At 46.9% G+C, this 23,443-nt stretch carries 20 protein-coding genes; 18 read left to right on the forward strand and 2 right to left on the reverse strand.

Translation table 11 applies throughout. The features are described 5' to 3' along the window. Positions 1-70: 70 nt before the first annotated feature. From MKY42_RS04390 to MKY42_RS04455, 14 genes are all read left to right on the forward strand, one after another. Positions 71-961 carry a sugar ABC transporter permease gene (locus MKY42_RS04390; RefSeq protein ID WP_339848912.1) on the forward strand — a complete coding sequence of 297 codons (891 nt, stop codon included), beginning with the start codon at positions 71-73 and terminating at the stop codon, positions 959-961. 128 nt (positions 962-1,089) lie between these two features. After that, positions 1,090-1,899 carry a carbohydrate ABC transporter permease gene (locus MKY42_RS04395; RefSeq protein WP_256222522.1) on the forward strand — a complete coding sequence of 270 codons (810 nt, stop codon included), beginning with the start codon at positions 1,090-1,092 and terminating at the stop codon, positions 1,897-1,899. Positions 1,900-1,913: 14 nt separating this feature from the next. Beyond that, the gene (locus MKY42_RS04400; RefSeq protein ID WP_339848915.1) at positions 1,914-2,768 is read left to right on the forward strand and encodes a metallophosphoesterase; all 855 of its coding nucleotides are present in this window, start codon (positions 1,914-1,916) and stop codon (positions 2,766-2,768) included. Continuing rightward, positions 2,765-3,973: a Gfo/Idh/MocA family oxidoreductase gene (locus MKY42_RS04405; RefSeq protein ID WP_090904809.1), complete on the forward strand. Its 1,209-nt coding sequence runs from the start codon at positions 2,765-2,767 to the stop codon at positions 3,971-3,973. Before MKY42_RS04400 ends, MKY42_RS04405 begins: the two co-directional genes overlap by 4 nt. Then, positions 3,970-4,491, forward strand: a complete 522-nt coding sequence (locus tag MKY42_RS04410; protein ID WP_339848918.1) for a GNAT family N-acetyltransferase — start codon at positions 3,970-3,972, stop codon at positions 4,489-4,491. Before MKY42_RS04405 ends, MKY42_RS04410 begins: the two co-directional genes overlap by 4 nt. A 276-nt stretch (positions 4,492-4,767) precedes the next feature. Further along, positions 4,768-6,570: a sensor histidine kinase gene (locus tag MKY42_RS04415; protein WP_339848921.1), complete on the forward strand. Its 1,803-nt coding sequence runs from the start codon at positions 4,768-4,770 to the stop codon at positions 6,568-6,570. A gap of 11 nt (positions 6,571-6,581) precedes the next feature. After that, the gene (locus tag MKY42_RS04420) at positions 6,582-8,186 is read left to right on the forward strand and encodes a response regulator (protein ID WP_090904806.1); all 1,605 of its coding nucleotides are present in this window, start codon (positions 6,582-6,584) and stop codon (positions 8,184-8,186) included. Positions 8,187-8,343: 157 nt separating this feature from the next. After that, a complete protein-coding gene (locus tag MKY42_RS04425) occupies positions 8,344-10,017 on the forward strand; it encodes an extracellular solute-binding protein (RefSeq protein ID WP_257031574.1) in 1,674 nt (557 codons plus the stop codon). Between the two features lie 137 nt (positions 10,018-10,154). Further along, a complete protein-coding gene (locus MKY42_RS04430; RefSeq protein ID WP_218152291.1) occupies positions 10,155-11,129 on the forward strand; it encodes an ABC transporter permease subunit in 975 nt (324 codons plus the stop codon). A gap of 15 nt (positions 11,130-11,144) precedes the next feature. Then, the gene (locus tag MKY42_RS04435) at positions 11,145-12,044 is read left to right on the forward strand and encodes a carbohydrate ABC transporter permease (RefSeq protein WP_339848929.1); all 900 of its coding nucleotides are present in this window, start codon (positions 11,145-11,147) and stop codon (positions 12,042-12,044) included. A gap of 124 nt (positions 12,045-12,168) precedes the next feature. Further along, the gene (locus tag MKY42_RS04440; RefSeq protein WP_179261567.1) at positions 12,169-12,498 is read left to right on the forward strand and encodes a metalloregulator ArsR/SmtB family transcription factor; all 330 of its coding nucleotides are present in this window, start codon (positions 12,169-12,171) and stop codon (positions 12,496-12,498) included. 168 nt (positions 12,499-12,666) lie between these two features. Beyond that, a complete protein-coding gene (sulP, locus tag MKY42_RS04445; protein WP_339852710.1) occupies positions 12,667-14,418 on the forward strand; it encodes a sulfate permease in 1,752 nt (583 codons plus the stop codon). Positions 14,419-14,545: 127 nt separating this feature from the next. Then, positions 14,546-15,925 carry an amino acid permease gene (locus MKY42_RS04450; RefSeq protein WP_179261565.1) on the forward strand — a complete coding sequence of 460 codons (1,380 nt, stop codon included), beginning with the start codon at positions 14,546-14,548 and terminating at the stop codon, positions 15,923-15,925. Positions 15,926-16,461: 536 nt separating this feature from the next. After that, positions 16,462-17,364, forward strand: a complete 903-nt coding sequence (locus MKY42_RS04455) for an SDR family oxidoreductase (protein ID WP_024631293.1) — start codon at positions 16,462-16,464, stop codon at positions 17,362-17,364. Positions 17,365-17,487: 123 nt separating this feature from the next. Here MKY42_RS04455 and MKY42_RS04460 read toward each other — a convergent pair whose 3' ends face one another. After that, positions 17,488-20,001 carry a transglutaminase domain-containing protein gene (locus tag MKY42_RS04460; RefSeq protein WP_339848943.1) on the reverse strand — a complete coding sequence of 838 codons (2,514 nt, stop codon included), beginning with the start codon at positions 19,999-20,001 and terminating at the stop codon, positions 17,488-17,490. Positions 20,002-20,321: 320 nt separating this feature from the next. On the opposite strand from MKY42_RS04460, the gene MKY42_RS04465 reads away from it, so the two are divergent. After that, positions 20,322-20,741, forward strand: a complete 420-nt coding sequence (locus MKY42_RS04465) for an ester cyclase (protein WP_090904798.1) — start codon at positions 20,322-20,324, stop codon at positions 20,739-20,741. A gap of 69 nt (positions 20,742-20,810) precedes the next feature. Then, the gene (locus MKY42_RS04470; protein ID WP_090904797.1) at positions 20,811-21,248 is read left to right on the forward strand and encodes a phospholipase domain-containing protein; all 438 of its coding nucleotides are present in this window, start codon (positions 20,811-20,813) and stop codon (positions 21,246-21,248) included. Between the two features lie 44 nt (positions 21,249-21,292). Here the strand turns inward: MKY42_RS04470 and MKY42_RS04475 are convergent, their stop codons facing one another. Then, positions 21,293-22,051: a GNAT family N-acetyltransferase gene (locus tag MKY42_RS04475; protein WP_339848948.1), complete on the reverse strand. Its 759-nt coding sequence runs from the start codon at positions 22,049-22,051 to the stop codon at positions 21,293-21,295. A gap of 162 nt (positions 22,052-22,213) precedes the next feature. On the opposite strand from MKY42_RS04475, the gene MKY42_RS04480 reads away from it, so the two are divergent. Both MKY42_RS04480 and MKY42_RS04485 read left to right on the forward strand, forming a co-directional pair. Continuing rightward, positions 22,214-22,876 carry a SprT family zinc-dependent metalloprotease gene (locus MKY42_RS04480; protein ID WP_339848950.1) on the forward strand — a complete coding sequence of 221 codons (663 nt, stop codon included), beginning with the start codon at positions 22,214-22,216 and terminating at the stop codon, positions 22,874-22,876. Between the two features lie 43 nt (positions 22,877-22,919). After that, entirely contained in the window at positions 22,920-23,306 is a 387-nt protein-coding gene (locus MKY42_RS04485; RefSeq protein WP_090904794.1) for a DUF1801 domain-containing protein, read from the forward strand. Positions 23,307-23,443: the final 137 nt, after the last annotated feature.

A 23,443-nucleotide genomic window follows, 5' to 3' on the forward strand; every position in this document is an offset into this window, starting at 1 on the left:
CCCGCCGATATTTCTTTCCCCGTAGTTGCAGGGATGCAAGGCGCAGATTGTACAAGGAGGAGAATCGGGCATGAATACCCGCTGGAACGAAAAGCTTAGGCGGAACGGGTTTGGGTGGGGACTTGTGTTACCATCCCTTCTGTTTCTTGGCATGTTCACCTATTATCCGATGCTTAAATCGGCATGGCTCAGTCTGTTTGAGCAGAATTTGGCCGTACGCACGCCCGTATTCGTAGGAATGGACAACTATAAGGCATTGCTGCATGATCCTGTTTTTATTGAAGTGTTCCGAAATAACATCTGGTTTGCCGTCGGTACGGTTCCCGTCTCGATGGCGCTGGCCTTTGTAATGGCGTTGTTCGCAGATAAAGCGATCCGGGGCAAAGGTCTGGTCCGTATTGCTTTTTTCTACCCGAATATGATTCCAATGATCGCCGCTGCGAGCATTTGGCTGTTTCTTTATATGCCTCAGTTTGGTTTGTTTGCCCGGTTTGCTTCCTGGTTCACAGGAAGCGAGGTTAATCTGCTTGGCAATCCGGATACGGTGCTTGGCTCGCTGATTGTGATGACTGTCTGGAAGGAAGCCGGATATTTCATGATCTTTTATCTGGCTGGCTTGCAGCAAATTCCGAAAGATCTTTACGAGTCGGCCTCGGTAGACGGGATCGGCGTGTGGACGCAGCAGCTGCGGATCACCATACCATTGACGATGCCCACAACGCTGTTTGTCACCGTCGTCGCGATTACGAATGCCTTCAAATGGGTGGATCATCTGTGGATGATGACCAAGGGAGGGCCGGATCATGCCAGCAGCCTGCTTCTATATTATCTCTATGAGACAACTTTTAGTTTCAATGACCAGGGGATGGCGGCGGCTATGACCGTGGTGATGATCGTTCTGCTTCTTGTAATATCCTGCTTCCAGTTTGCGGGATGGGAACGCAAAATTCATTACCAGTAGAAGGTGGAAGGTGAAAGGGGATAGGAATCATGAAAAATGCTGCCGAGCTGTCCTTGTCCGCTACATTGCGGCCAGAAAAGGCCAAGCAGTCGCTGAACGGGAAGTTTCGATCCGCAAGGCGCCGCCGGATGGCCGGACAAGCGTTGTGGCATGCAATTATGCTGTTGTTTGCTGCCGCTTGGCTGATTCCGCTATTGTGGATGCTGCGCAATGCCTTTCTTCCAAAGGATGCATCCATTGGTGCAGGTTGGTCCTGGAATTTTACGCTGGATAATTTCAGTCGGGTGTGGCAGGGGGCACCATTCGGACAATACATGTGGAATACGCTACTTGTAACCTCAGGAATATTTGCAGTTCAGATTGTTACATTAACCCTGGCCGCATATGCGTTTGCCCGCGTTGCTTTTGTTGGGCGCCATATTGTCTTTATGCTCTTTCTCGTCCAGATTATGGTCCCATCGGATGTACTCATTTTCTCTAACTACCAAATCATTAACGAGTTGGGACTGCTGGATACAAAGATCGGTATTATGCTGCCTTATTTTGCTTCTGCGTTTGGCGTGTTCCTCTTAAGGCAGGCCTTTAAACAGCTTCCTTACGAACTGGATGAGGCTGCGCGTGTAGAGGGCTGTTCTTCGCTCGGCATTTTGCTGCGTATTTATATACCGCTGTCGAAGCCCGTCTATCTTTCTTTTGCGATCGTTTCCATCAGCTTTCATTGGAATGATTTTCTTTGGCCCCTTATTGTGACGAATTCCCCGGAAAATCGTCTGCTCACTGTAGGGCTAGCGATGTTTGCCAAATCAACCGAAGCAGGTGCACAGTGGACGGATGTCAGCGCAGCAACCCTGATTGTAACGGCGCCGATGCTGATTGGCTTTATGTTGTTCCAACGGCAGTTTATCAGCAGCTTTATGCATTCGGGCATCAAAGGATAAGGGAGATTATGATAATGAGACTGATTGTAATGGGCGATTTGCACTATTCTAGCGAGCTGATAGAGGCGGATGATCCGATGATTGAGGCCAGGGAGGCTTTCTATACCGGTTATCTGTCGGAGTTTTTGGCATTCTCCGCTGACTACCATCTGTCTATTGGTGACTTGACACATGCCGGTGAACCCTCGGAGTTCGATTTTATTATGAGTAAGGTTAAAAGTGAGCTATTGCAAGGTGAATTTTTATATGCGCTGGGTAATCATGACACGCATACCTGTTCCAAGGGCGATCTTCAGGCAATGACGGGGCAACATCGCTATCTGGCGATTGAAGAAGAGGAGGCGGTGCTGCTGGTACTGGACACTGCGCGTGAGAATCCCGACCATTGGGGCGGTATGATCGATGAAGAGCAGCTGAACTGGCTGCGGGGACAGATGAACAGGTACGGACAGAAGCCGCTGCTCGTGTTCGCCCATCATCCGGTATACGCTACAACGGCCAGATCCACGGAGCCGATGATGTCTCTTGATGCTGCACTCGATATCTGGTCGATACTGAATGAACATCAGGGACCGGGCATTTTCTTTAACGGACATAACCATGTTCAGTCTGTCTTCCAACGTGATCATTGGCATTTTGTACAATTGGCGGCTGTACCGGATATCCCAGCGGTGCTGCTCATAAACCTTCAGGAGCAGCAGTTGAGCATCAATACTATTTTGCTGCAGGGGACACCGTATCAGGAGCTGGCGAACATTTTTGTCAAAGGCATGTATGATTATGAACCGCATCCAGATGCCAAAGGCGATGGTCATTCCACAGAACTGATTGTGTCACTATCCTCTCCGAAGAAAGGGATGACGCGATGACCCGCAAGCGAGTAAGGCTGGCTATAGTGGGAGGTAACCGGGGGGCAAGCTTTCTGAATGCCTTGCATTCTCTGGCTGACCGAATTGATCTGACGGCTACTTGTGATTTGAATGAACTGGTTCTGGAGCAGTGGAAAGGGATTTTCCCGGGGATCAGGACGTATAGCGACTATTCGGAAATGCTGCAGGACGCTTCCATTGATGCCGTCTTTGTAATTAGCCCCATGCATATGCATGCTCGACATTCCATTGATGCACTGAACGCAGGCAAACATGTGTTAAGTGAGGTGATTGCTGTGCAGTCGCTTGAGGAAGCCTGGGAATTGGTCGAGACGGTGGAGCGCACAGGTTTGAAATATATGATGTCAGAAAACTATTGCTTCTCCAGGTCCAATCTTACGGTTAATTATATGGCGCAGCAAGGTTTATTCGGGGAGATTACCCATGTTGAGGGTGGCTATATTCATGATTTACGCCATCTGATTCATCATCCGGACGGCTCACTTACGTGGCGAGGACAGCTCCACCAGAATTATAACGGCGTCAACTATCCGACGCATTCGATTGGGCCAGCCGCGCAGTGGATCGGGCTGAATCAACCGGGAGGAGATCGGCTTAAAAGCATCTCGGCGCAAGTCTCCAAACCGAGGGCGCTGCAGAATTATTTCAGCGAGCAGTTTGGCAAGGATCATCCGGCTGCCCGTGAAGGCTACTGGAGTCAAGGGGATTCAGCCGTCGCCGCGCTGGTGACCGAGAATGGCGTTCTGATTACGCTGCGTATCGACTGGGTCTCCGTCCGGCCGCATAATAAAACTCATTATATGCTGCAGGGAACCAAGGGAGCTTACTTGTCCGCGCGTCATCCCTATGAGGAAGATCTCGTATGGCTGCAGAACCGCTCTCCGGTAAACGGAGAGGATGGCTCGGATGTATGGGAGAAAATGTCCTGTTATCAGCCCGAATATGATCATCCCAAATGGAAGCAGTGGGGGCACTTAGCGGCGGGAACGAAGCATGGCGGGGGTGATTTTCTGGTGCTGGAGGAATTCATCTCGGCGATTCAGGAAAACCGCAGCCCGCTGGTTGATGTGTATGATGCCGTGACCTGGAGCGCGGTCTTTTTCCTCTCGATGCAATCCGTGAAGCAGGGCGGGAACACGGTTCCATTTCCAGACTTTAGAGTAAAGGCAGGCTTTACAGGATGAGGGATGAACGCTCCAAGCTGGTCATGAAAAAGGATAATTTGGCAGATCTGCCGCAGCTGAACATACCGGAAGGTTACAGCTTGAGATCGTTTCAATCCGGTGATGTAACGGAGTGGGAGCATGTGATCCGAATTTCTTTTGCCAGGGAGATTGCCTTCGGCGACAAGATCGGATTTCAGCCACCGTTTTTGCCGGAGAAGATTCTGTTTCTCTGTTATCAGGGACTTGCTGTTGCCACTGCTGTAGCATGGGAGAAAGAGGACAGGGATATCAACTGTGGATATCTGCATATGGTGGGTGCTCTGCCGGGGCACTCCGGGAAAGGGCTTGGGTATACCATTGCACTGGCTGCCTTGCACCGAATGAGAGATGAGGGGAAGCAAGCGGCCCTGCTTGAGACGGATGACTTCAGGCTTCCTGCAATTGCAATCTATCTCCGATTGGGATTTGTTCCTTTATTCATGGAGGATGGGCACAGCAGCCGCTGGGAAAAGGTATTCAACCAACTGATGAGTTAACGCATCCTCATGACCGTTTTTACTCAGGGGAGCCAATGTAAATGAGAAGCGAACGCTCGGCCGATTGTTGCGCCGAGTGTTTATTTTTGCTTCAATTCCTTCATGACCAAACTTTTTCTGGCACGTGGGCAAGGAATGCATGATGTTGTTCAACCCCAGGTGCTATGATCTTCCGGAGCACGACGGATAGGCGGCATCATTTGTACCAACTCCGATTCAAAAAACGATATAATAACGTTGATGCGATGTAATTGTTAGAGGAGATAATGATAAGAGATGAGCCAAAAGCAGTTCTGTAAGCGCAAACAATTTTTAGATGATTGGAGTCTCAAAACGAAGCTGTACATATTGTTCATTTTTTGTGTGCTAGTTCCGGTACTGGCAACCAATACGGTCTTTTATCAAAGCATCAAAGGCAACATCGAGGAAAAGGAAAACAACCGTTTCAATGAAATGCAGCAAAGGATCAGGTTCAACCTGCGGAACAGCATCGACAACAGCCTGTATGTGTCCAATTTTCTGTATACGGATGCAACACTGAACCGATTTATGGAGTCCGGATACCGCGATGACGAAGACTATTATCTTGCTTACTATGACATGCTTAGCAACAATAATCTGGTCAGATACTATTACAGTTATCAGCAGGTGAATCAAGTAACGTTTTATGTCGGCAACGATACCTTTGTGAATGGCGGAAACTTCATTAAGCTGGATGATGCGGTTCGAGCAAGTGAGTGGTACCAAGCGTTGATGAATACGAGCGACCATATCATGATCTATTCGTATTTCGACAAGCAGCAGGCGGAGATGTCACAAAGTCAGGGAGGACGCAAAGTAAGCATCATTCGGAGGCTGGATTACTTTGGGGAGCAGCAGGTGGAGAAGGTTTTGAAGGTCGATCTGGATTATGCCTTCATCAACAAGTCGCTCAAGAACGAGGGAACGAACGGAAATGTATATGTGGTATCGGATGACAAGGTCATTTTCTCGAACGATTCAAAAATGAACCAGACGCGCCAGCCATTTCACCTGTTGGCGAACAGTCCAATTTCGTCTGTTCAATCCACGGAATTGATTCCCGTGGTATCAGAGAACTGGCAGATTATCGTCAGCGCCGCCAAATTGGACTTTTTGTCCGAGGTCATGGATTCCAGGCTCAATGTGACCGTCCTGATGATCCTCAATCTGCTGATGCCGACCCTGCTGATCTGGATGATATCCAGATCGCTGGTAACGAGGATTGACCGGATTTCGAAGCATCTGGATCAAGTGAAGCATGAGCAATTTGAGGTCATTTCAGGACCTGTGGGCAAGGACGAGATTGGTAGCCTGACCCACAGCTACAATATGATGGTGATCAAGATCAGGAACCTGATCGAGATTGTATTTAAGGGTCAGGTGGAGCGGCAAGCCCTTGAACTCTCCAGGAAGCAAGCGGAACTGAAGGCCCTTCAAAGCCAGGTGAATCCGCATTTCATGTTCAATACGCTGGAAACGATCCGTATGCGGAGCTTGATCAAGGATGAGCTTGAAACCTCGGATATTATTCATAAGCTGGCATTGCTGCTGCGCCAGACGATTAATTGGGGGGATGACCTGATTACCATTGCAGAGGAAATCAAGTTCGTGGAGAGTTATTTGAACATTCAGCAATATCGCTTTGGTGACAAGCTGCAATTCGCAATCAGGGTCACAGATCCTTCTATTCCAGACCTGATGATCCCCAAGCTGACCGTGCTCACCTTTGTCGAGAATGCTTGCATCCATGGCATCGAGAGCACGTCGAGTGACGGGATCGTGGAGGTTTTGTTCGAAATTCGAAGCGAGCAGCTCTCCATAACCATTCGGGACACCGGAGTCGGCATCGATCCTGACAAGCTGGCGCTGCTTCGAGCGATGATGCGTGATCCAAACATCGATCGGATGAGCGAGCTTAGCAGCATCGGCATGATGAATGCCTATATTCGGCTGCGGATGTATTTCGATGATTGCGTGCAGATGGACATCTTCAGCGAAAAGGGCAAGGGGACAACGGTTGCCATCCATATTCCCCTTTTGCAAGCATCTCAGGGATAAGGAGCGAGGATATGATCAACGTGCTGATTGTGGATGATGAGCCATTTATTCGCCAGGGACTTCAGTTACTTATCGATTGGGAGTCATGCGGATATCAGATTTGCGGTCAGGCATCAAACGGTTTGCAGGCGCTGGAGTGCATTCGGGCCGTGCACCCTGACCTGGTCATCGCCGACATCAAGATGCCGGAGATGGACGGCATGGAGCTTGCGAGAACCTTGTACGAACAGTATGGCGGCGAGATCAAGCTGATCCTGCTAAGCGGATTCTACGAGTTCGAGTATGCCAAGCAGGCGATTAAATACCAGGTGAATGACTATATTCTCAAGCCCATCGTGAAGACGGAACTGGTTCAAGTGCTTGAGGAATTCAGAATCTCATTCGATGCGCGGACAGAAGAGAAGCGACACCAGCAAGAAAAGGACCGGATCATCTTGGCTCAGCATATGCAGTCCATCTTGCTTGGGTCAGCCGATAAAGAATCTGTTGCAAATGTGCAGTCCAGCTATCAGAGTGCCAACTTCCTGCGCTGCATGCTGATCGAGGCGACAGGGGAGACCGCAGGGAGAGCAGAATGCGAAACGGATTGGTGCTCCCGGGTTGAAGCATCGGTTGGCGAGCCCTTCAAGGGACAAGTGCTGAAGCCGTTCACGGGGGAAAAGAATGCGGTTTTGCTCATTCTCACGGATCTGATGCTGAAGGAGGAGGCTATCGCGTTGGAGGAATATATCGGCCGATTACATGGCGAGCTGAATCAGGGTCAGGAGTCGGCAGTTGCCTTCTATATCGGAAAAGAAGTACAGAGGGTGGAGGAACTGTATGAGTCCTACCAATCCTGCGGCAAAATGAAGAGCTTGCGTTTTTTTACCACGAGTGGCCCCATGTATTACTTCGAGCATATGAATACTGAAATATTTACGAAACAGCCAGGACAACGAGAGAAACAATTGTTTGATGGCCTGATCAAGTCGATTGAGCAACAGCAAATGGATGAGCTTCGCAGTCATGCAGAGGCGATCTTTCAATTTTTTCTCAATGAACGAATCGAGCCGGGCATCGTCCGCATTCAGTTGCATTATTTGGCGTACAATCTGTTGGAACTTGTAAAAGGTGAGACGGGTCCCCCGGATTCCGGGTTGATGCAGTCAGCGTTCCTCCAGATGAATTACGCGATGCTGTCTATGGAGGCTAACATTGAAAATTTATGGGAGTTCTCGCGACTGTGCGCAGAGAAGCTGAAGGAGCAGCAGAAATGGAACGCAATGGGTGTATTGGCCAGAATCGAGGCATTCATTCATGAACATTACAGGGAGAACATCAGCCTGAAATTGCTGGGAGAGCAATTTTACATGAACAGTGCGTATTTGGGTCAGATTTTCAAAAAGCATTATGCTCTGTCCTTCAATGATTATTTGAATCAATTGCGTGTGGAGGAAGCCGCCCGGCTGCTGCGCAGAACCGATCAAAGGGTATATGAAATTGCAACAGCTGTCGGATATCGCGATTCCGATTACTTTATTAACCGGTTCGAGAAACTCATGGATGAGACGCCTGCGCAATATCGCAAAAGAGCCCAGGCAGCGTACGCTGCCGATTCTACATCCTGCACTCCTTGATGGAGGGGCAGGATTTTTATTGCCATTGAACTGGAATTATTGGGATTTCGCCTATAATTTCTCCCGTTGAGGGGGACAGGGGAACATGGTAATTTTAACATAGCCTTTGGAAAGCGCTTTCCACAAAGCTTCTGTCCAAATAATCGATGGAGGGGTCATGATGAAAAAGGATGTTAGAAAAAAAATCAGGCATTGCGTTTTGCTGGCTTTAATACTGGTTGTTGCACTTGCCGGATGTACGCCAGGATCATCCTCGTCTGGTGAGAAGACAGCGGATGGCAAGGATTTGAAGCAATTTTCCGCATTTTTTGCCGTGCCGGGGAAAATTGCACCAGACGATAATCGGGTGCTGAAAGCGATTGAAGAAAAAACGGGTGTCCGCGTGACCATGGATTGGCTCACCGGCCAAACGGCCAAGGAACGGATTGGCGTGCTGATTGCAGGCGGCGAATATCCCGACTTTATCGATGGAAGTGATGGTACTCAGCAATTGGTATCGGCAGGGGCGCTGGTCCCGCTTGAGGATTACATCGATAAATATCCGAACATCAAAAATTATCTAGGCGAAGATTGGAAAAAAATGAAAAACACAACGGATGGACATATCTACTTCATCCCTCAGTTTGGCAATGTACAAGGCGAGTCCATGAAGGTAACTCATGACGGAGAAGCATTCTGGATTCAGAAGGCTGTGCTGGAATGGGATAATTATCCGACAATCAAAACACTTGATCAATACTTTGACTTGATTGAACGGTATAAAGCAGCTCATCCGACAGTTGACGGTCAGCCGACGATTGGATTTGAAATTATCTCGTATGACTGGCGATATTTTGCACTGGAAAACCCTCCGCTCTTCCTGGCTGGTTACCCCAATGAAGGGGCAGCTATCATAGACAAAGAAACGCTGACGGCCAAAAACTACAATACGATTCCTGAAGCGAAGGCGTATTTCAAAAAGATCAATGAAGTGTACCATAAAGGTTTGGTCGATAACGAGACCTTTACGGCAAACTTTGATCAATATATTTCCAAACTTTCAACCGGACGTGTGCTGGGCATGGTGGACCAGGGGTGGCAGTTCCTTGACGCCGAGGCGTCGCTCGTGAAGCAAAAATTGTACGACAAAACATATGTGCCATTGTCCATCACGCTTTCCGAGGATGTAAAGGGGCGCTATCAGCACAAGCCAATCCTTAACGTGAATGGCGGCTTGGCCATTACAACGAGTTGCAAGGATGTAGAGGGAGCGCTTCAGTATATTAATGATTTGCTGGACCCTGAGATGGAAGTATTGAGAACATGGGGACAGGAAGGCGTGGATTACCAGGTCGATGAAAAAGGCGTATTCTCCCGGAATGAAGAGCAGCGTTCCAATTCCAAAGATCCAGACTGGGTGCTGGCGAACACGGGAAGTCCCCTGGTATATTTTCCGCATCATGAAGGCATGACTGCTGACGGAAAAAACGCACTCGACCCTAAGGAGCAACCGGAGGAATATCTGGCCACACTGAATGACATCGACAAAAAAGTGTTGAAGGCTTACGGATATACGAAGTTTACGGATTTCCTGGAGCCTGCGGAGGACAACGAACCATGGTTCCCGATCTATACCTATAACTTTGAACCCAACAAACCTGAGACGATTGCTAGACAGAAAATGGACGACGTAAAACGAAAATGGCTGCCTAAAGTGATCATGACGTCACCAGCCGAGTTTGACCAGGCCTGGGAAGAGTATCAGGCCACTCTCAAGGAGAGTGCGGATATCAAAGCATATGAAGATGCATTAACGGAGGAAGTCCGCAGACGCGTGGAGCTGTGGGGGTAAGGATCTGCTGTGCAGCAAGGCTATGGGGAATCCTGTAGCCTTTTCTTACACGATAAAATCGGAGATTGGATTGGAATGGACCGATTCATCCACACGAGGTTGATATAGATAAACTCGTAAGCAAGGAGAGAAAAAGAATGGCCAAAAATGAGTTGCAGCACCGGATAAAGGCAAGCCATTTTCCATCAGGAAAAAGCTGGATCGGGTATAACCTGTCACGAATGAAAAGTCAGCGTCAATTATTGTGGATGTCATTTCCATTTATTGCGTTTATCGCTATTTTTGCGTATGGACCGTTATGGGGCTGGTTGATGGCGTTTCAGAATTACAGACCCGGCCTTGGTTTTTTTCAGCAGGAATGGGTAGGCATGGAGCATTTTAAAACCCTGTTCACGGACCCTACATTTGTACGTGTCATCCGAAATACGCTGGCGATGAGCTTAATCAGTCTGTTTCTGGGCTTTGTTGGCTCGATTGGCCTGGCGCTTCTGTTGAACGAATTGCGGATGGTGCTGTTCAAACGTGTCGTGCAAACGGTTTCCTATCTTCCACATTTTCTATCATGGATCATCGTTACAGGCATCGTTGCCAACGTATTATCCACTGAGACGGGAATCGTCAATGTGCTGCTGACGAAGCTTCACATCATCAGCGCTCCAATTAATTTCTTCGCCGAGCCGAAATATTTCTGGGGCATTGTGGGCTTGTCCAGCATGTGGAAAGAAATTGGCTGGGGTACCATCATTTATCTGGCTGCCATGACTTCAATTAATCCGAGCTTGTACGAGGCGGCTTCGATTGACGGGGCAGGCCGGTTTCGCAAAATGTTCAATGTCACTCTTCCAGGCATTAAACCAACGATTATTATCCTGCTCATTATCAATGTCGGCAACGTGCTGAACGCGGGTTTCGAGATTCAATATTTGCTGGGGAACGGATTGGTGCAGGACGTGTCCGAGACCATCGACATTTTCGTATTGAAGTACGGAATTAACCTGGGCAACTATTCTCTTGCAACTGCCGCAGGCATATTCAAGAGCGTAGTCAGCCTGGTGCTCATATTTATGGCCAACGGGCTTGCCAAGGCTCTTGGCGAAGAGCGTTTGATTTGATAAGGAGGTATAGCTGTGAAGCGATTTAGCAGAAGACGAAGCTTTGGCGATTATTTATTTTCATTCACAAACGGTTTTTTTATGTTGTTCGTTATGGTTGTTACATTATATCCTTTTTTAAACACGATTGCCGTATCCTTCAATAATGGGCTTGATACGATCCGCGGAGGAATATATCTGTGGCCAAGGGAATGGACACTTCAGAACTACGTATCCGTATTCCAGAATCCCCATCTCACGCAAGCGGCATTTATTTCGGTCGCTAGAACGGTAGTTGGGACGATGGTGCAGTTGTTCTGTACCGCGATGCTGGCCTACGTGTTGAGCCGCAAGGAGTACATGTTTAACAAATTGGTCACCACGCTGTTTGTGGTGACGATGTATTTCAGCGGCGGATTGATTCCGGGATACATGCTGATCAAGCAACTGGGGCTGTTGAATAACTTCTGGGTATATATTATCCCTGGATTAATCGGTGTCTTCAACATGATCGTGGTCCGCACCTACATTCAGGGACTTTCAGAAGGACTGCTCGAATCGGCGAAGATAGACGGTGCCGGCGATTTTAAAATCTTTATGCGCATCGTGCTTCCGCTATCCAAACCGGTGTTGGCCACCATCGCGCTGTTTATCGCCGTGGGACAGTGGAACTCCTGGTTTGATTCCATGCTGTACACAGCGGGCAACCGGAATTTGACCACCTTGCAGTATGAGCTGATGAAATTGCTGTCCTCTGCGACTTCACAGGGTGGAACTGTCAATGTGGACCAGTACAAAAATGTAACAAACATGGTCACTCCCGTATCGATTCGGGCAGCAATTACGGTTGTGACGGCCATGCCCATCGTTTTACTATATCCGTTCTTGCAAAAATATTTTGTGACTGGACTCACCATTGGAGGGGTGAAAGAATAAAAAAAGCAATTCAGGGTGAGGATGGCCGGTTGTGAATGAAGGCCGCGGAAAACCTGCTTCCTTTCAATATGTTATATGTTATGATATTTGCATCTTCAAAAGTTTGATTGAAGGGGCATAGCGTATGAATCAGAGCATACAACAGTTTAAAGCGGATTTTTTCAAAGCCTTGGCGCACCCGATGAGAATTCAGATTCTGGAGCTGCTGAGCGAAGGAGCGAAGAACGTCAATGAACTGCAAAGCATTCTGGGATCAGAAGGCTCCGCCGTCTCGCAGCAGCTGGCTGTATTGCGCAGTAAAAACGTTGTCCAGGGAACAAAAGAAGGGACGACAGTCACTTATTCGCTGCGTGACCCATTGATTAAAGACCTGTTGGCCGTTGCCAAACAGATTTTTGACAATCATCTGGTTGACGCCATTTCCATGCTGGAAGACATTCGAAAAGATACTTAAACACATTAAACAAGGGGAACCGGAAGCAAGTTTCAGGTAACTTCTTGTTTTTTGCGTTTTAGGAGGGTCACTGCTGTGAGCATTACGATTGACAGGGAGCACAGACGGGAGTAGTCTTTTTATTATATTCAAATATTCAAATATATGAAGAAAAGAAGGTCAGGACAGATGAAATGGATGGGAAGATTTGCAGGATACAATGCTGCCGCATTTCGCAAGGATCTGGTATCGGGGCTGATTGTTGGCATTATTGCGATCCCGCTCGGGATGGCGTTTGCGATAGCTTCCGGGGTCAAGCCCGAGTATGGTCTGTACACGACAATTATGGCGGGCATTCTCATTTCCTTGCTGGGTGGGTCCAAATTCCAGATTGGCGGGCCGACAGGGGCATTTATTCCGATCCTTTTCGCTATTGTCATGCAGTATGGATACGAAAATCTGCTGATCGCCGGAATAATGGCCGGATTAATGCTTGTACTTATGGGCGTTTTCAAGCTTGGGGCGTTAATCAAATTTATTCCAAGACCCGTGACCATTGGATTTACGGCGGGAATTGCTGTGATTATTTTTAGTGGGCAAATTGCGAATTTTCTGGGGCTGAGCGGCATCGAGAAGCACGAGGATTTCTGGTCCAATATGAAAGAAATCGGGATGCACTTCTCGACAATTAATATATACAGTTTGTTGACGGCTGGAATCTGTCTGGCTGTTCTTCTGTTTGTGCCCAAGTTTGCACCCAAGGTGCCTGCATCACTGGCCGGGTTGATTCTATCGACGCTAGTTGCAGCGTTCTTTTTTGAAGGGCAGGTTGCTACGATCGGATCGTCATTTGGCGCTATTCCGGGAGCGTTGCCCCAGTTTCATATTCCGGAGATTACATGGGCGCGTGTGGTGAACTTGCTGCAGCCCGCTTTTGTTATCGCCATGCTGGGCGGCATCGAATCGCTGTTGTCTGCTGTGGTTGCGGATGGCATGACCGGGACCCGTCATAACAGCAATCGGGAGCTGATTGGGCAGGGAATCGCGAATATGGTGACACCGCTATTCGGCGGCATTCCAGCAACAGGGGCCATTGCGCGTACGGCAACGAATATAAAATCCGGTGCAGTATCGCCATTTTCTGGCGTTATTCACGGCGTTGTTGTGTTGCTGGTGCTTGTTCTCTTCGCACCATATGCGTCCCACATCCCTCTTGCCAGTATGGCCCCGGTGCTGATGCTGGTTGCCTGGAATATGAGTGAGCGGAGATCGTTCATACATGTAATGAAAACCAAAACGAGTGATTCACTCGTACTACTCATTACCTTTTTGCTCACCGTTTTTACGAGTCTAACCACCGCTGTGGAGGTGGGATTGATCCTTGCGGTCCTTCTATTCGTGAAGCGCATGAGCGAGATGCTGAAGGTTGCCAAAGTGCTGCCTGACCCCGATCACAAGCATGAGAAGGTTATGGCGCATATGGTTCATGAAGGGCATGATTGTCCGCAGATCAGTATGTATACGATTGAAGGCCCTTTGTTTTTTGGAGCGGCAGATCTGTTTGAGAAATCGGTGATGGATTCAATTCATCAAAGACCAGGTATTCTGCTGCTGCGTATGGGGAAGGTTCCTTTTATGGATACAACAGGTGAAGCCAACCTTGCCAGTTTAGTAAAGCATTTTGAGCGATATGGTGGCATGATACTGTTTTCAGGCGTTCAGGCACAGCCCTTGGAGATGATGAGGAAAACGGGTTTAATGGAGTGCATTCATCCGGATCACATGTTTGAGCATACCGGTGAAGCCATCAATTATGCATTACAGCATCTAAATCACCAGAAATGCCTAGGCTGCAAGCATTTTGCTTTTCGTGAATGTGCTGTGTTGTCTCAGGAGGATGCTGTTGCTGGACGGAAAAGTTTACTGGAGCCTACTTCATAGGTGTCCATGATTGATATAGTGTATCCGCTTCCTTACATTCCTTGTTGTATTTCTGCGGCACATCTCGTACAATTTGGTGAAGTAATTCTGCATTGCGTTAATGTGAATGTGAAAAGGGGAGAATCGTTTGGAATCGAAGCAACTATCCAGAGGGCTAAAGCCCCGCCATGTAGAGCTGATTGCACTCGGAGGTACGATCGGGGTCGGATTGTTCATGGGATCGGCAAGTACGATCAAATGGGCAGGTCCTTCAGTGCTGCTGGCCTATTTGCTGGCCGGGATCATTATCTTTTTTGTCATGCGCATTATGGGGGAAATGTTGATTCAGGAGCCTGTTACCGGTTCATTTGCCACATTTGCTCATAAGTATATCAGTCCACTCGCCGGGTTCCTGACTGCCTGGAGTTACTGGTTCCTCTGGGTCACGGTTGGTATGGCGGAAGTCACCGCGATTGGGATTTATGTAGGTTACTGGTTCCCGGATATTCCACAATGGCTGCCTGCCTTGGCTGGTGTGCTCATTATTGCGGCTGCGAATCTGGCAGCGGTAAAGTACTATGGCGAATTTGAATTCTGGTTTGCGCTGATCAAGGTGACGGCGATTGTCTTCATGATCGTGATTGGAACCGGACTAATTTTCTTCGGCTGGGGGAACGGAGGAGAGCCCATTGGGCTATCGAATCTGGTGAGCCATGGCGGATTTTTCCCTGGAGGCATCAAAGGTTTCCTTTTTGCCCTGTGTATCGTAACGGCAGCCTATCAAGGTGTCGAAATGGTAGGGATTACGGCAGGTGAAGCGGAAAATCCGAAGATCACGCTGCGTAAAGCGATCAAAAACATCGTGTGGCGCATTCTTATTTTTTACGTTGGGGCCATCTTTGTCATCGTGACATTGTACCCTTGGAATGAAGTGGGAGAGACGGGAAGTCCGTTTGTACTGACGTTTGCCAAAGTCGGGATTGTCGCTGCTGCGGGAATTATCAACTTTGTCGTGCTTACCGCGGCGATGTCGGGATGTAACAGTGGGATCTATAGTGCAGGACGTATGCTTTACACGCTTGCGGAGAATGGACAGGCACCGGCCTTTTTCAAAAAGCTGTCCAAAGGCGGGGTTCCCCGCAACAGTATTATCATCACAATTTCCTTGCTGCTGGTGGGTGTGGTACTCAACTACCTGATGCCGGACTCCAAACTGTTCCTGTACATCTATAGCGCAAGTGTTCTTCCGGGGATGGTTCCATGGTTCGCGCTGGCCTTCAGCCAGTTCAGGTTCAGAAAGCGTTGGGGCAATGAAATGGGAGACCACAATTTTAAATCCAAATGGTTCCCCATCAGCAACTATATCATCATCGTATATCTGACGCTCGTCATTATTGGTATGGCATTTAACCCGGATACGCGGTTACCCCTGATTGTCGGGGCTACATTTATGGCGATCGTTGTGATCGGATATTTCGTATTTGGCATAGGAAAAAGACAGCGGGTAGATGCAAGCGAGGATCACTAGCCTTATGTTATAAAATCGTTGATGTTAATATCGTAATATCATACGTGCATTCCTTGAATACATGGGAGAACCTTCGGGAGATCCAGTGTCATGCAGGGAGTGCATTTTTTTGTTTTTCAAAATTCTTGCTTGAATCTCATGTAAATGATGGTTTTATGATTGAAAATAGAAGAGCTGCTATCAGAGCCAGTTTAAATTCCGCCCATCTCGGTTACAAAGGAAAGAGTGCAACTTTTATGAAAACAATATACAAAATAAATTTTAAATTTACACAGTCTATTTAAATTGAACTTATTTTCTACACAATAACGTAGAGGGCAGAGAAAGCCTGGAGAAGTGAAGCTAAAAGCTTTCTAAAAGAAAGCTGCTTCGAAAGCATATGCTTCGCCTTTATCCCCGGATTTCCCCTTAATTAGGGATAGAAAAAAATCTGGGGATAACAGCGATCGGAAGGTTGCTCCTGACCGCGTAGTGGCCAGTGTAGAATCATTTCGTTCTATTTATAGGGTGTAAATTAATCCGAGGAGGAATTGAACATGGCTAATCAAGACCAGCACACCATGCAAGATCCGACGACACAATATCCGAAGGCTACATCAGATTGGAAGCAGCAGCAGGAGGAGCCGGGACTTCAGCGTGAAATGACTCCTGTACCTGATGCAGGTGAAAAAAGCTATAAAGGCAGCGGGCGTCTGACCGGACGTAAAGCTGTTGTAACCGGAGCAGACAGCGGTATTGGTCGGGCAGCAGCCATCGCTTTTGCCCGTGAAGGCGCGGATGTTGTCCTGGCTTACCTTCCTGAGGAAGAAGCCGATGCGAAGGAAGTGGTCAAACTGATCGAAGAAGCAGGCCGCAAGGCTGTTGCGATTCCAGGCGACCTCAAGGATGAGAAATACTGCGAAGAACTCATTGAATCTGCTGTAAAAGAGCTCGGTGGGATCGATATCCTCGCCAACGTGGCAGGTAAACAGCAGTTTGTTGAGCAGATCGCCGATCTGACTACAGAACAATTTGATGCGACATTCAAAACCAATGTCTATTCGATGTTCTGGCTCTGTAAAGCAGCGGTGAAACACATGAAACCAGGCAGCTCCATCATTAACACGTCTTCTATTCAGGCCTATAAGCCATCTCCAATCCTGCTGGATTATGCGACAACAAAGGCAGCAATCAACACCTTCAGCAAAGCGCTGGCTCAGCAAGTCGGCAGCAAAGGCATCCGCGTAAACGTCGTCGCACCAGGTCCAGTATGGACACCGCTTCAGGTCGTTGGTGGACAGCCCGTAGAGAAGCTTGCTGATTTCGGCTCCAATACTCCGCTGGGTCGTGCAGGGCAACCTGCTGAAATGGCACCAGCGTTTGTGTTCCTGGCGAGCCAGGAATCCAGCTATGTGAGCGGTGAGACACTGAACGCCAATGGCGGTACAGTTAGTCCGTAATTTTGGATAAAAAGGCCTATGAATCTTAGGTCAGTGATCATTGGCAAGAGAAGCAAAGAACTCCATTCCCGATGAAGGTGAATGGAGTTCTTTGTTGTTATGGAATTTTTCCTGATTATTGCATTACTTCTGATCCGGGTTAGGCTCCAGAATGGCGTAGCTGCCAAGCGTGGCCAATTGAGCCGTATTAAGCAGGGCCTCATCTACCGCAGCGAGGGCTTCGCCTGCAGCTGTCATCAGCTCATCAGAGTCCACAGGTGAGGCAAAACGGAGAATTACCCGATTTTCTCCATTCTTCAGTTCACTCTCAGCCTTCGTTTTGTATTCACTAATGGAAGCGACTTCGAGATCGTTCTGTACATAATAATCGTTCGCATCACTTTCACCATTAAACAGGGCGAGTTCGGAGTCAAGCCAGTAATCCTTGTCGGCTATCGTTTTCTGACTTGCAGCCGTCTCATCATTTGCATTGTACAGGAAGTAAGGAATACCGGAATTGGTCAGATTGTTGGTGGCATCCACATGGAACCATTCATTCCCGATTTTGACCTTATTCCACGCATGAGGAACACCGCTAGAAGCTCCCGTTACGACGATGCTTTCCAGTCCAGACAGATCGGAGAGCAGTTTGTAGACGGAAGCATAGCTGGCGCATACGCCAACGCCTTTGACCAGGATACCGTAAGTGGTAAACGAATCATTGAACTGTGCATCGACATTTTTAAAGTTGTTCTGTTCCGCATTTTCAAGTGCCGCATCATCATACTTCGCGTTATCGTTCAGATAATCGTAGATGGCTTTCCGTTTCTCATCATCCTTCATGCCATCCTTGATGATGGAAGCAACAACTTCGTTTGCTTTGGCAATAATCTCGCTCTGTTTCTTCTGGATGACATCTACCGACTCATTGTAATGGATTGAAAGGGTAAGTGTACCGTAATTGTATTCAAAACCTTCCACACCCAGAATCAATGGATTCTGGTACATTACTTTCAGGACAACATCGGAGAGCGTTGTGAAATTCTGGGCTTCTGGAAAAGCTTTTAATGAGATCTTGTCATGGGCAGCAACCATGTTTTTAGCCAAAACTTCTTCCAATGCAGAATCTGCATTGATCATTGCATCGCCTGTAGCCGGCTCAGGAACCGTTTCCTGATTGCCTTGTTCTACATTCTGGTGTGTATTGGATTTCTGCTCATCCACCAAGTTGTCTTCTTCAGTTTCAGGTGATTCACTCGTAATTTCATCAGAAGCTTTATCGGAAGTATCATCGGAAGCCTCGTTGGATTCAGAATCAATTTTATCCTCTGACGTTCCAATATTGGTTGTGGACTCCGTAGATGGAGTTTCTTCCAACGTCGGTTCTGTGTCTGCTTCTGTTTCCGTTGCCGGCTCAGTCACAGGTGCATCATGATTGTTGATAATGGTTGGCACATCAGGTGCAGGGACGTATGGTGTGTCATTTTTCGGTTCTACCAGTCCGTTACTGGAATCAGCCACGGTTTGCTGGGCAAGTCTATCCAGGTCATCTTGGGTCACATTCTCCACTCGTACGTAACTTTTCAGAGCTGTTCCTTTAATGTGAAACGGAATATTCGTTTCGTTGAACTCCGAAATCTCTACGTTGGCAGTATCATAGATGATCGTCTCAAGGGCTAAAGAACCATCATTGTACTCAACTGTCGTTTTTTGGGGAAGTACATCTATATTCTTTAATTTCTCCATATACAGTTGTTCTTTCAAAGCTGTCGGTAACTGGGATGCCAGTGGAGCAGTAGGGACCCCTTTGCTAAAATTGGACTCTTTGCCCCCACCGATTGCAGTGACGTAATATTCTCCTCGTATACCATGGTTCTGATGAGTCGTTATCATTTCATTATAAGTCGCAAGCCCGCCTCTTCCGTCCTTCATAAAATCATTAAAGGAAGTCTCAGTCGTTACCGCAATATCTAAAGGTATACTATTGCTGAAAGCATCCTCTTCGCCAGTTAAAGGTTTGTTTGTATCAAAGTCGGTTAGGTCAGAACGTTTATAAATTTTATATTCAGTTGCACCCTCAACCTTGTCCCAGACCAATTTGAACCGTCTATCTTTGTCAATTTCGTATCTTAGATTGGGTACAGGTAACTCTGATTTCACCGTAAATGGAATAATGATTGGATGTTCGAGCAATGTCAGTTTCTCTGCATCTGGATCATAATTCAGACGAATGTAATATATTGGGGCACCACCCCAAGAACTTTGCCCCCTTTTCATCATGGAATCTGAACTTAAAACGCCCCATCCAAGAGGTTTAATAGAAATACTATTATCATGAATATCTGATAACAAAGCTACTTCACTTGCCTTAAGTGCTTTAATATCGGTATGTACTGAAATCATATCACTCAGTGACCAGTTACTTTTTCCTAAATCTGCTTTAAACTTGAACGTAAATTCTTCATCTTGAGCTACGTTATACATCGGCATAATCGCTTTATCCGATTCGGAGCCATACTTCTGCTTCAAACTTAATACGCTAGAGCCTTCTACTATTTCTGTGGGGGTATTCTCGGACGGGCTACTCTCCTTGTCATTGCTCTGGCATCCAGCCAATAACAGGGTGAGCGTAAACATAATCAAAAATAAACGTTTCATGGTACACCACTTTCTCGTTATTCTAAGTTGTTGCAAAGGCTAATTTCAAAAATAATTTCTCAACACCGAAGATTATCATTTCTGGTTAAAAACTATTTTCAAACCTCTTATCAGCAAGACCTCCTATTAATTCCCTAATGTCTTTTGCTAGTCTATGGTCATATAGACTTATTGTCAAGATATGTAATGGTATATTATGACTATATACAATAGAGTGATAATCGTGTATTAGAGTTAGTTAAAATGATCTTTGCGAGAGAGTGAGAATTGTTGAGACTTCTGGTACAATGCATGATAAAACGAAAAATGGAGTGGATCGGATGACGCCAGAACAGATTGTCAGGACCTTTTTTGAAGAAGTGCGCTCGGGTCGCAATCTTGATTATGCCAATACACTGATGGCCGAGCAGGTACTGGCTCACCAGGTAATCTCGGAAGAGGAAGTGACAGTCACAAGAACGCCCTCCGTCTATGCGGATCATGTGAGGGAAATGATGGAGGCGTACGGAGATTTTTCGATGCAGATTCAGGAGTTGCTTGCACAGGGAGATAAAGTATATGTACGCTGGAGACAAGTGGGTACTCATGTTGGAGAAGTGGATGGATATGCGCCGACCAATCTTCCCGTGATTGAAATAGCGAGTGCGGTATATCGAGTGGAGAATGAGAGAATTGCAGAATACTGGATTCAGATTGACAGGCTGGGGATCGAAAAACAATTGGAGCGCAATCAGAGCTGAGAACCAGCTCTTTCACAGGAGAGATTTCTTAAACTGTATAATTCAGATATAACAGGTAGAGGTGACATCATGAAACACATAAAAATGGCAATGGCTGTTCTGGCCGCCACCGCCATTATTACTACAGTAATAACAACAGCATTAATGAATAATGAAACTGTTGTCACTACTTCTACCCCATCCACATTATCAGTAATTAATAATGAGGATCTCGCAGGCACTGCGACTACAAAACAGTTTAATATCCCGGAGGGATTTGAATGTGTGAAAGTGAGCTTTAAAAATACCGGTTCGAAAGCGTTCACGTTCACGATTAACCAAGAATCTACTGCTGGAATCGCAAAAATGTCTTATACTGTCCCAGCAGATGGAAAAGAGCATACGTATTGGAGTGACCAAGCTTGGTCAAGGGGCTTGTTTTATGTGAGCGTGTCTTCTGCACAAGGGATGTCCGGCAGATTGAGTGTGCTTCTGGGTAAGGACTTCAATGAACTGAAAAGTTTATAGATTATAAAACCATTAGCTAGCTAGTGGAGTGATTACAGAAAAGCCTAAGCTTTCTTGACCCTATACCAGTATGAATAGATTTCGGAGAATCCAAGTTTGGCATACAGTTTTAATGCGGGAGCATTATTAGCAACGACTTGCAGGTAACTGGAGGTAGCACCATTCTCTTTTCCCCAATGCAACAGATGAAGGATCATCTGCTCGGCCAATCCCCGATTCCGGAAGTTAGCGTCCGTAATGATGTCATACAATCCAATATAACCTCGTTCCACCACACCGAATCCACAAGCAACGACTTGTCCGTCGATGAACAGCGAGATGAAACCTGTGCGCGTACGGATGTTGTTTAACATTTGTTTCATCGTTCCCCGATGCAGATCACTTACCTGATTCAGTCTGCAAAAGTGATCCAACCACTCTCCGGTTAACTGTTCGTCCATTTTTACAGCAGAGTGCTCAGGCTCCTTAATGGTTTCCAGGCTCCGAGTCTGGACCCGGCTCAGATCTACAACATCATACCCCTTTTCATGCAAAAGCTGGTCGAGATGATCCGGCTGGATAAACGGCGTAATTTTGAATATGGTACTTAATTGATTGGAGGCGTAGATTCGCTCACATTGCTCGATCTTTTCATGCACATCTTGGGTAGAGTAGTGAAGAGGTTGAATGGAGTTGGCGCGCTTCGTAAATCCCTCTGCAAAACGCATTACCCATCCGTCAAAAAGCAAAGTGGATAAGGGCTGCCAATGGTTGAGGGATAGTTCCTCAATGGTTTTGTATTCCGAATTCGATGTAGGGATCATATCTATCCTCCTATCTCATGATTTTATAATAATACATATTAATGAATAAAAATTCAATATGAGATATCTAATGTCGCTGAACATTATGCATAGAGTTACTGAATAGGTTACAATCTGAATGAATAAATTGAAATTGAAATATCGGAAGAAGTGGAGCAGGTTATGCTAACTATTGAAATAAACAATCACATCATTAACTGTCATATCGAATATGGAAAACGAAAGAAAGCTTCCATTACGATGGATTTACCCTATATGGTCACAATCAAGGCTCCCAATGGTACCAGCGAAGACATGATCCGGCAGCTTGTTACGCAGCATGGGGACGTTATTTTGACGAAATCAGCTCTGATGCAGCAGGCGTTGGATGGTCCTCAAGCGAAAGAATATGAAGAGGAGGGCAAAGGGAAGTTTCTGCTCTTTGGCAAAGAACATGCGCTGCATGAGTTAATTGACGTAGAGGGACGTTCGGAAGAGGATTTGCGTGCGAATCTGAAGAAGTTTTATTTTGCGGAGTGTAAAAGAATGATCGGTGAGCGTATCGGCCGTTACCAGCAGGAGTTGAAGGTGAAGCCGAAGTCTGTGGATATCGTGGAATCGGCGACCAAGTGGGGAAGCTGTAGTTGGGATAAAAAGCTGACGTTTAACTACCGCTTGGCGATGGCTCCACTAGAGGTGATTGATTACGTGATCATTCATGAGTTATGCCATATCCATCATATGAATCATGATCGTTCGTTCTGGCGCCGTGTGGGCAGTATTATGCCTGATTACAAAGCCAAAGAGGATTATCTGATGCGAAATGGCCGAGCCATGACGTTGTGAAAAATGCTCATACCACGAATGGACGTGGTGGAAGGAGTTCAAGATGTCAGAGAGTACCTCTTTTGATGTGCTAGTAGATGAATATATCTCGCAATTTCCTTCGGATGTACAGGTCAAATTACAAGCATTAAGACAGATTATTCGCGATTCCGCTCCCAATGCCGTGGAGAAGATCAGTTACAAGATGCCAACATATGCAGAGCACGGAAACTTGGTTCATTTTGCAGCGTACTCTAAGCATATCGGATTTTACCCGGGTGCCAGTGGGATCGAAGCGTTTAAGGAAGAACTCTCACGGTATAAAGGAGCCAAAGGATCAGTGCAGTTTCCGTTGGATCAACCATTGCCAGAAGAATTGATCCGCCGGATCGTGGAATTTCGGGTGCAGGAAAATGTGAAGAAGGCTCAGGAAAAGAAGCAAAAGAAGTAGTTAATGGTACCGTAAATATATGCATGAATATAAGAGAATGTACGATGATTAACACGGTTTATATGTGACTTCAAAGATTTGAGTATGGTATAATTAGAGCAGATTAGACGTAAAATGCAAAGAGAGCCGTGCTGGTA

Origin of the sequence: Paenibacillus sp. FSL W7-1088 (assembly GCF_037969855.1) — a bacterium.
Lineage (GTDB): Bacteria > Bacillota > Bacilli > Paenibacillales > Paenibacillaceae > Paenibacillus.

Excerpts from the sequence above, each read along its gene's own strand:
- MKY42_RS04465 (WP_090904798.1), top strand. The coding sequence starts at position 20,322 with ATGACGCCAGAACAGATTGTCAGGACCTTTTTTGAAGAAGTGCGCTCG.
- MKY42_RS04430 (WP_218152291.1), top strand. The coding sequence starts at position 10,155 with ATGGCCAAAAATGAGTTGCAGCACCGGATAAAGGCAAGCCATTTTCCA.
- MKY42_RS04460 (WP_339848943.1), bottom strand. The coding sequence starts at position 20,001 with ATGAAACGTTTATTTTTGATTATGTTTACGCTCACCCTGTTATTGGCT.
- MKY42_RS04390 (WP_339848912.1), top strand. The coding sequence starts at position 71 with ATGAATACCCGCTGGAACGAAAAGCTTAGGCGGAACGGGTTTGGGTGG.
- MKY42_RS04405 (WP_090904809.1), top strand. The coding sequence starts at position 2,765 with ATGACCCGCAAGCGAGTAAGGCTGGCTATAGTGGGAGGTAACCGGGGG.
- sulP (WP_339852710.1), top strand. The coding sequence starts at position 12,667 with ATGAAATGGATGGGAAGATTTGCAGGATACAATGCTGCCGCATTTCGC.
- MKY42_RS04395 (WP_256222522.1), top strand. The coding sequence starts at position 1,090 with ATGGCCGGACAAGCGTTGTGGCATGCAATTATGCTGTTGTTTGCTGCC.
- MKY42_RS04470 (WP_090904797.1), top strand. The coding sequence starts at position 20,811 with ATGAAACACATAAAAATGGCAATGGCTGTTCTGGCCGCCACCGCCATT.
- MKY42_RS04410 (WP_339848918.1), top strand. The coding sequence starts at position 3,970 with ATGAGGGATGAACGCTCCAAGCTGGTCATGAAAAAGGATAATTTGGCA.
- MKY42_RS04425 (WP_257031574.1), top strand. The coding sequence starts at position 8,344 with ATGATGAAAAAGGATGTTAGAAAAAAAATCAGGCATTGCGTTTTGCTG.
- MKY42_RS04455 (WP_024631293.1), top strand. The coding sequence starts at position 16,462 with ATGGCTAATCAAGACCAGCACACCATGCAAGATCCGACGACACAATAT.
- MKY42_RS04440 (WP_179261567.1), top strand. The coding sequence starts at position 12,169 with ATGAATCAGAGCATACAACAGTTTAAAGCGGATTTTTTCAAAGCCTTG.
- MKY42_RS04400 (WP_339848915.1), top strand. The coding sequence starts at position 1,914 with ATGAGACTGATTGTAATGGGCGATTTGCACTATTCTAGCGAGCTGATA.
- MKY42_RS04485 (WP_090904794.1), top strand. The coding sequence starts at position 22,920 with ATGTCAGAGAGTACCTCTTTTGATGTGCTAGTAGATGAATATATCTCG.
- MKY42_RS04415 (WP_339848921.1), top strand. The coding sequence starts at position 4,768 with ATGAGCCAAAAGCAGTTCTGTAAGCGCAAACAATTTTTAGATGATTGG.
- MKY42_RS04475 (WP_339848948.1), bottom strand. The coding sequence starts at position 22,051 with ATGATCCCTACATCGAATTCGGAATACAAAACCATTGAGGAACTATCC.
- MKY42_RS04420 (WP_090904806.1), top strand. The coding sequence starts at position 6,582 with ATGATCAACGTGCTGATTGTGGATGATGAGCCATTTATTCGCCAGGGA.
- MKY42_RS04480 (WP_339848950.1), top strand. The coding sequence starts at position 22,214 with ATGCTAACTATTGAAATAAACAATCACATCATTAACTGTCATATCGAA.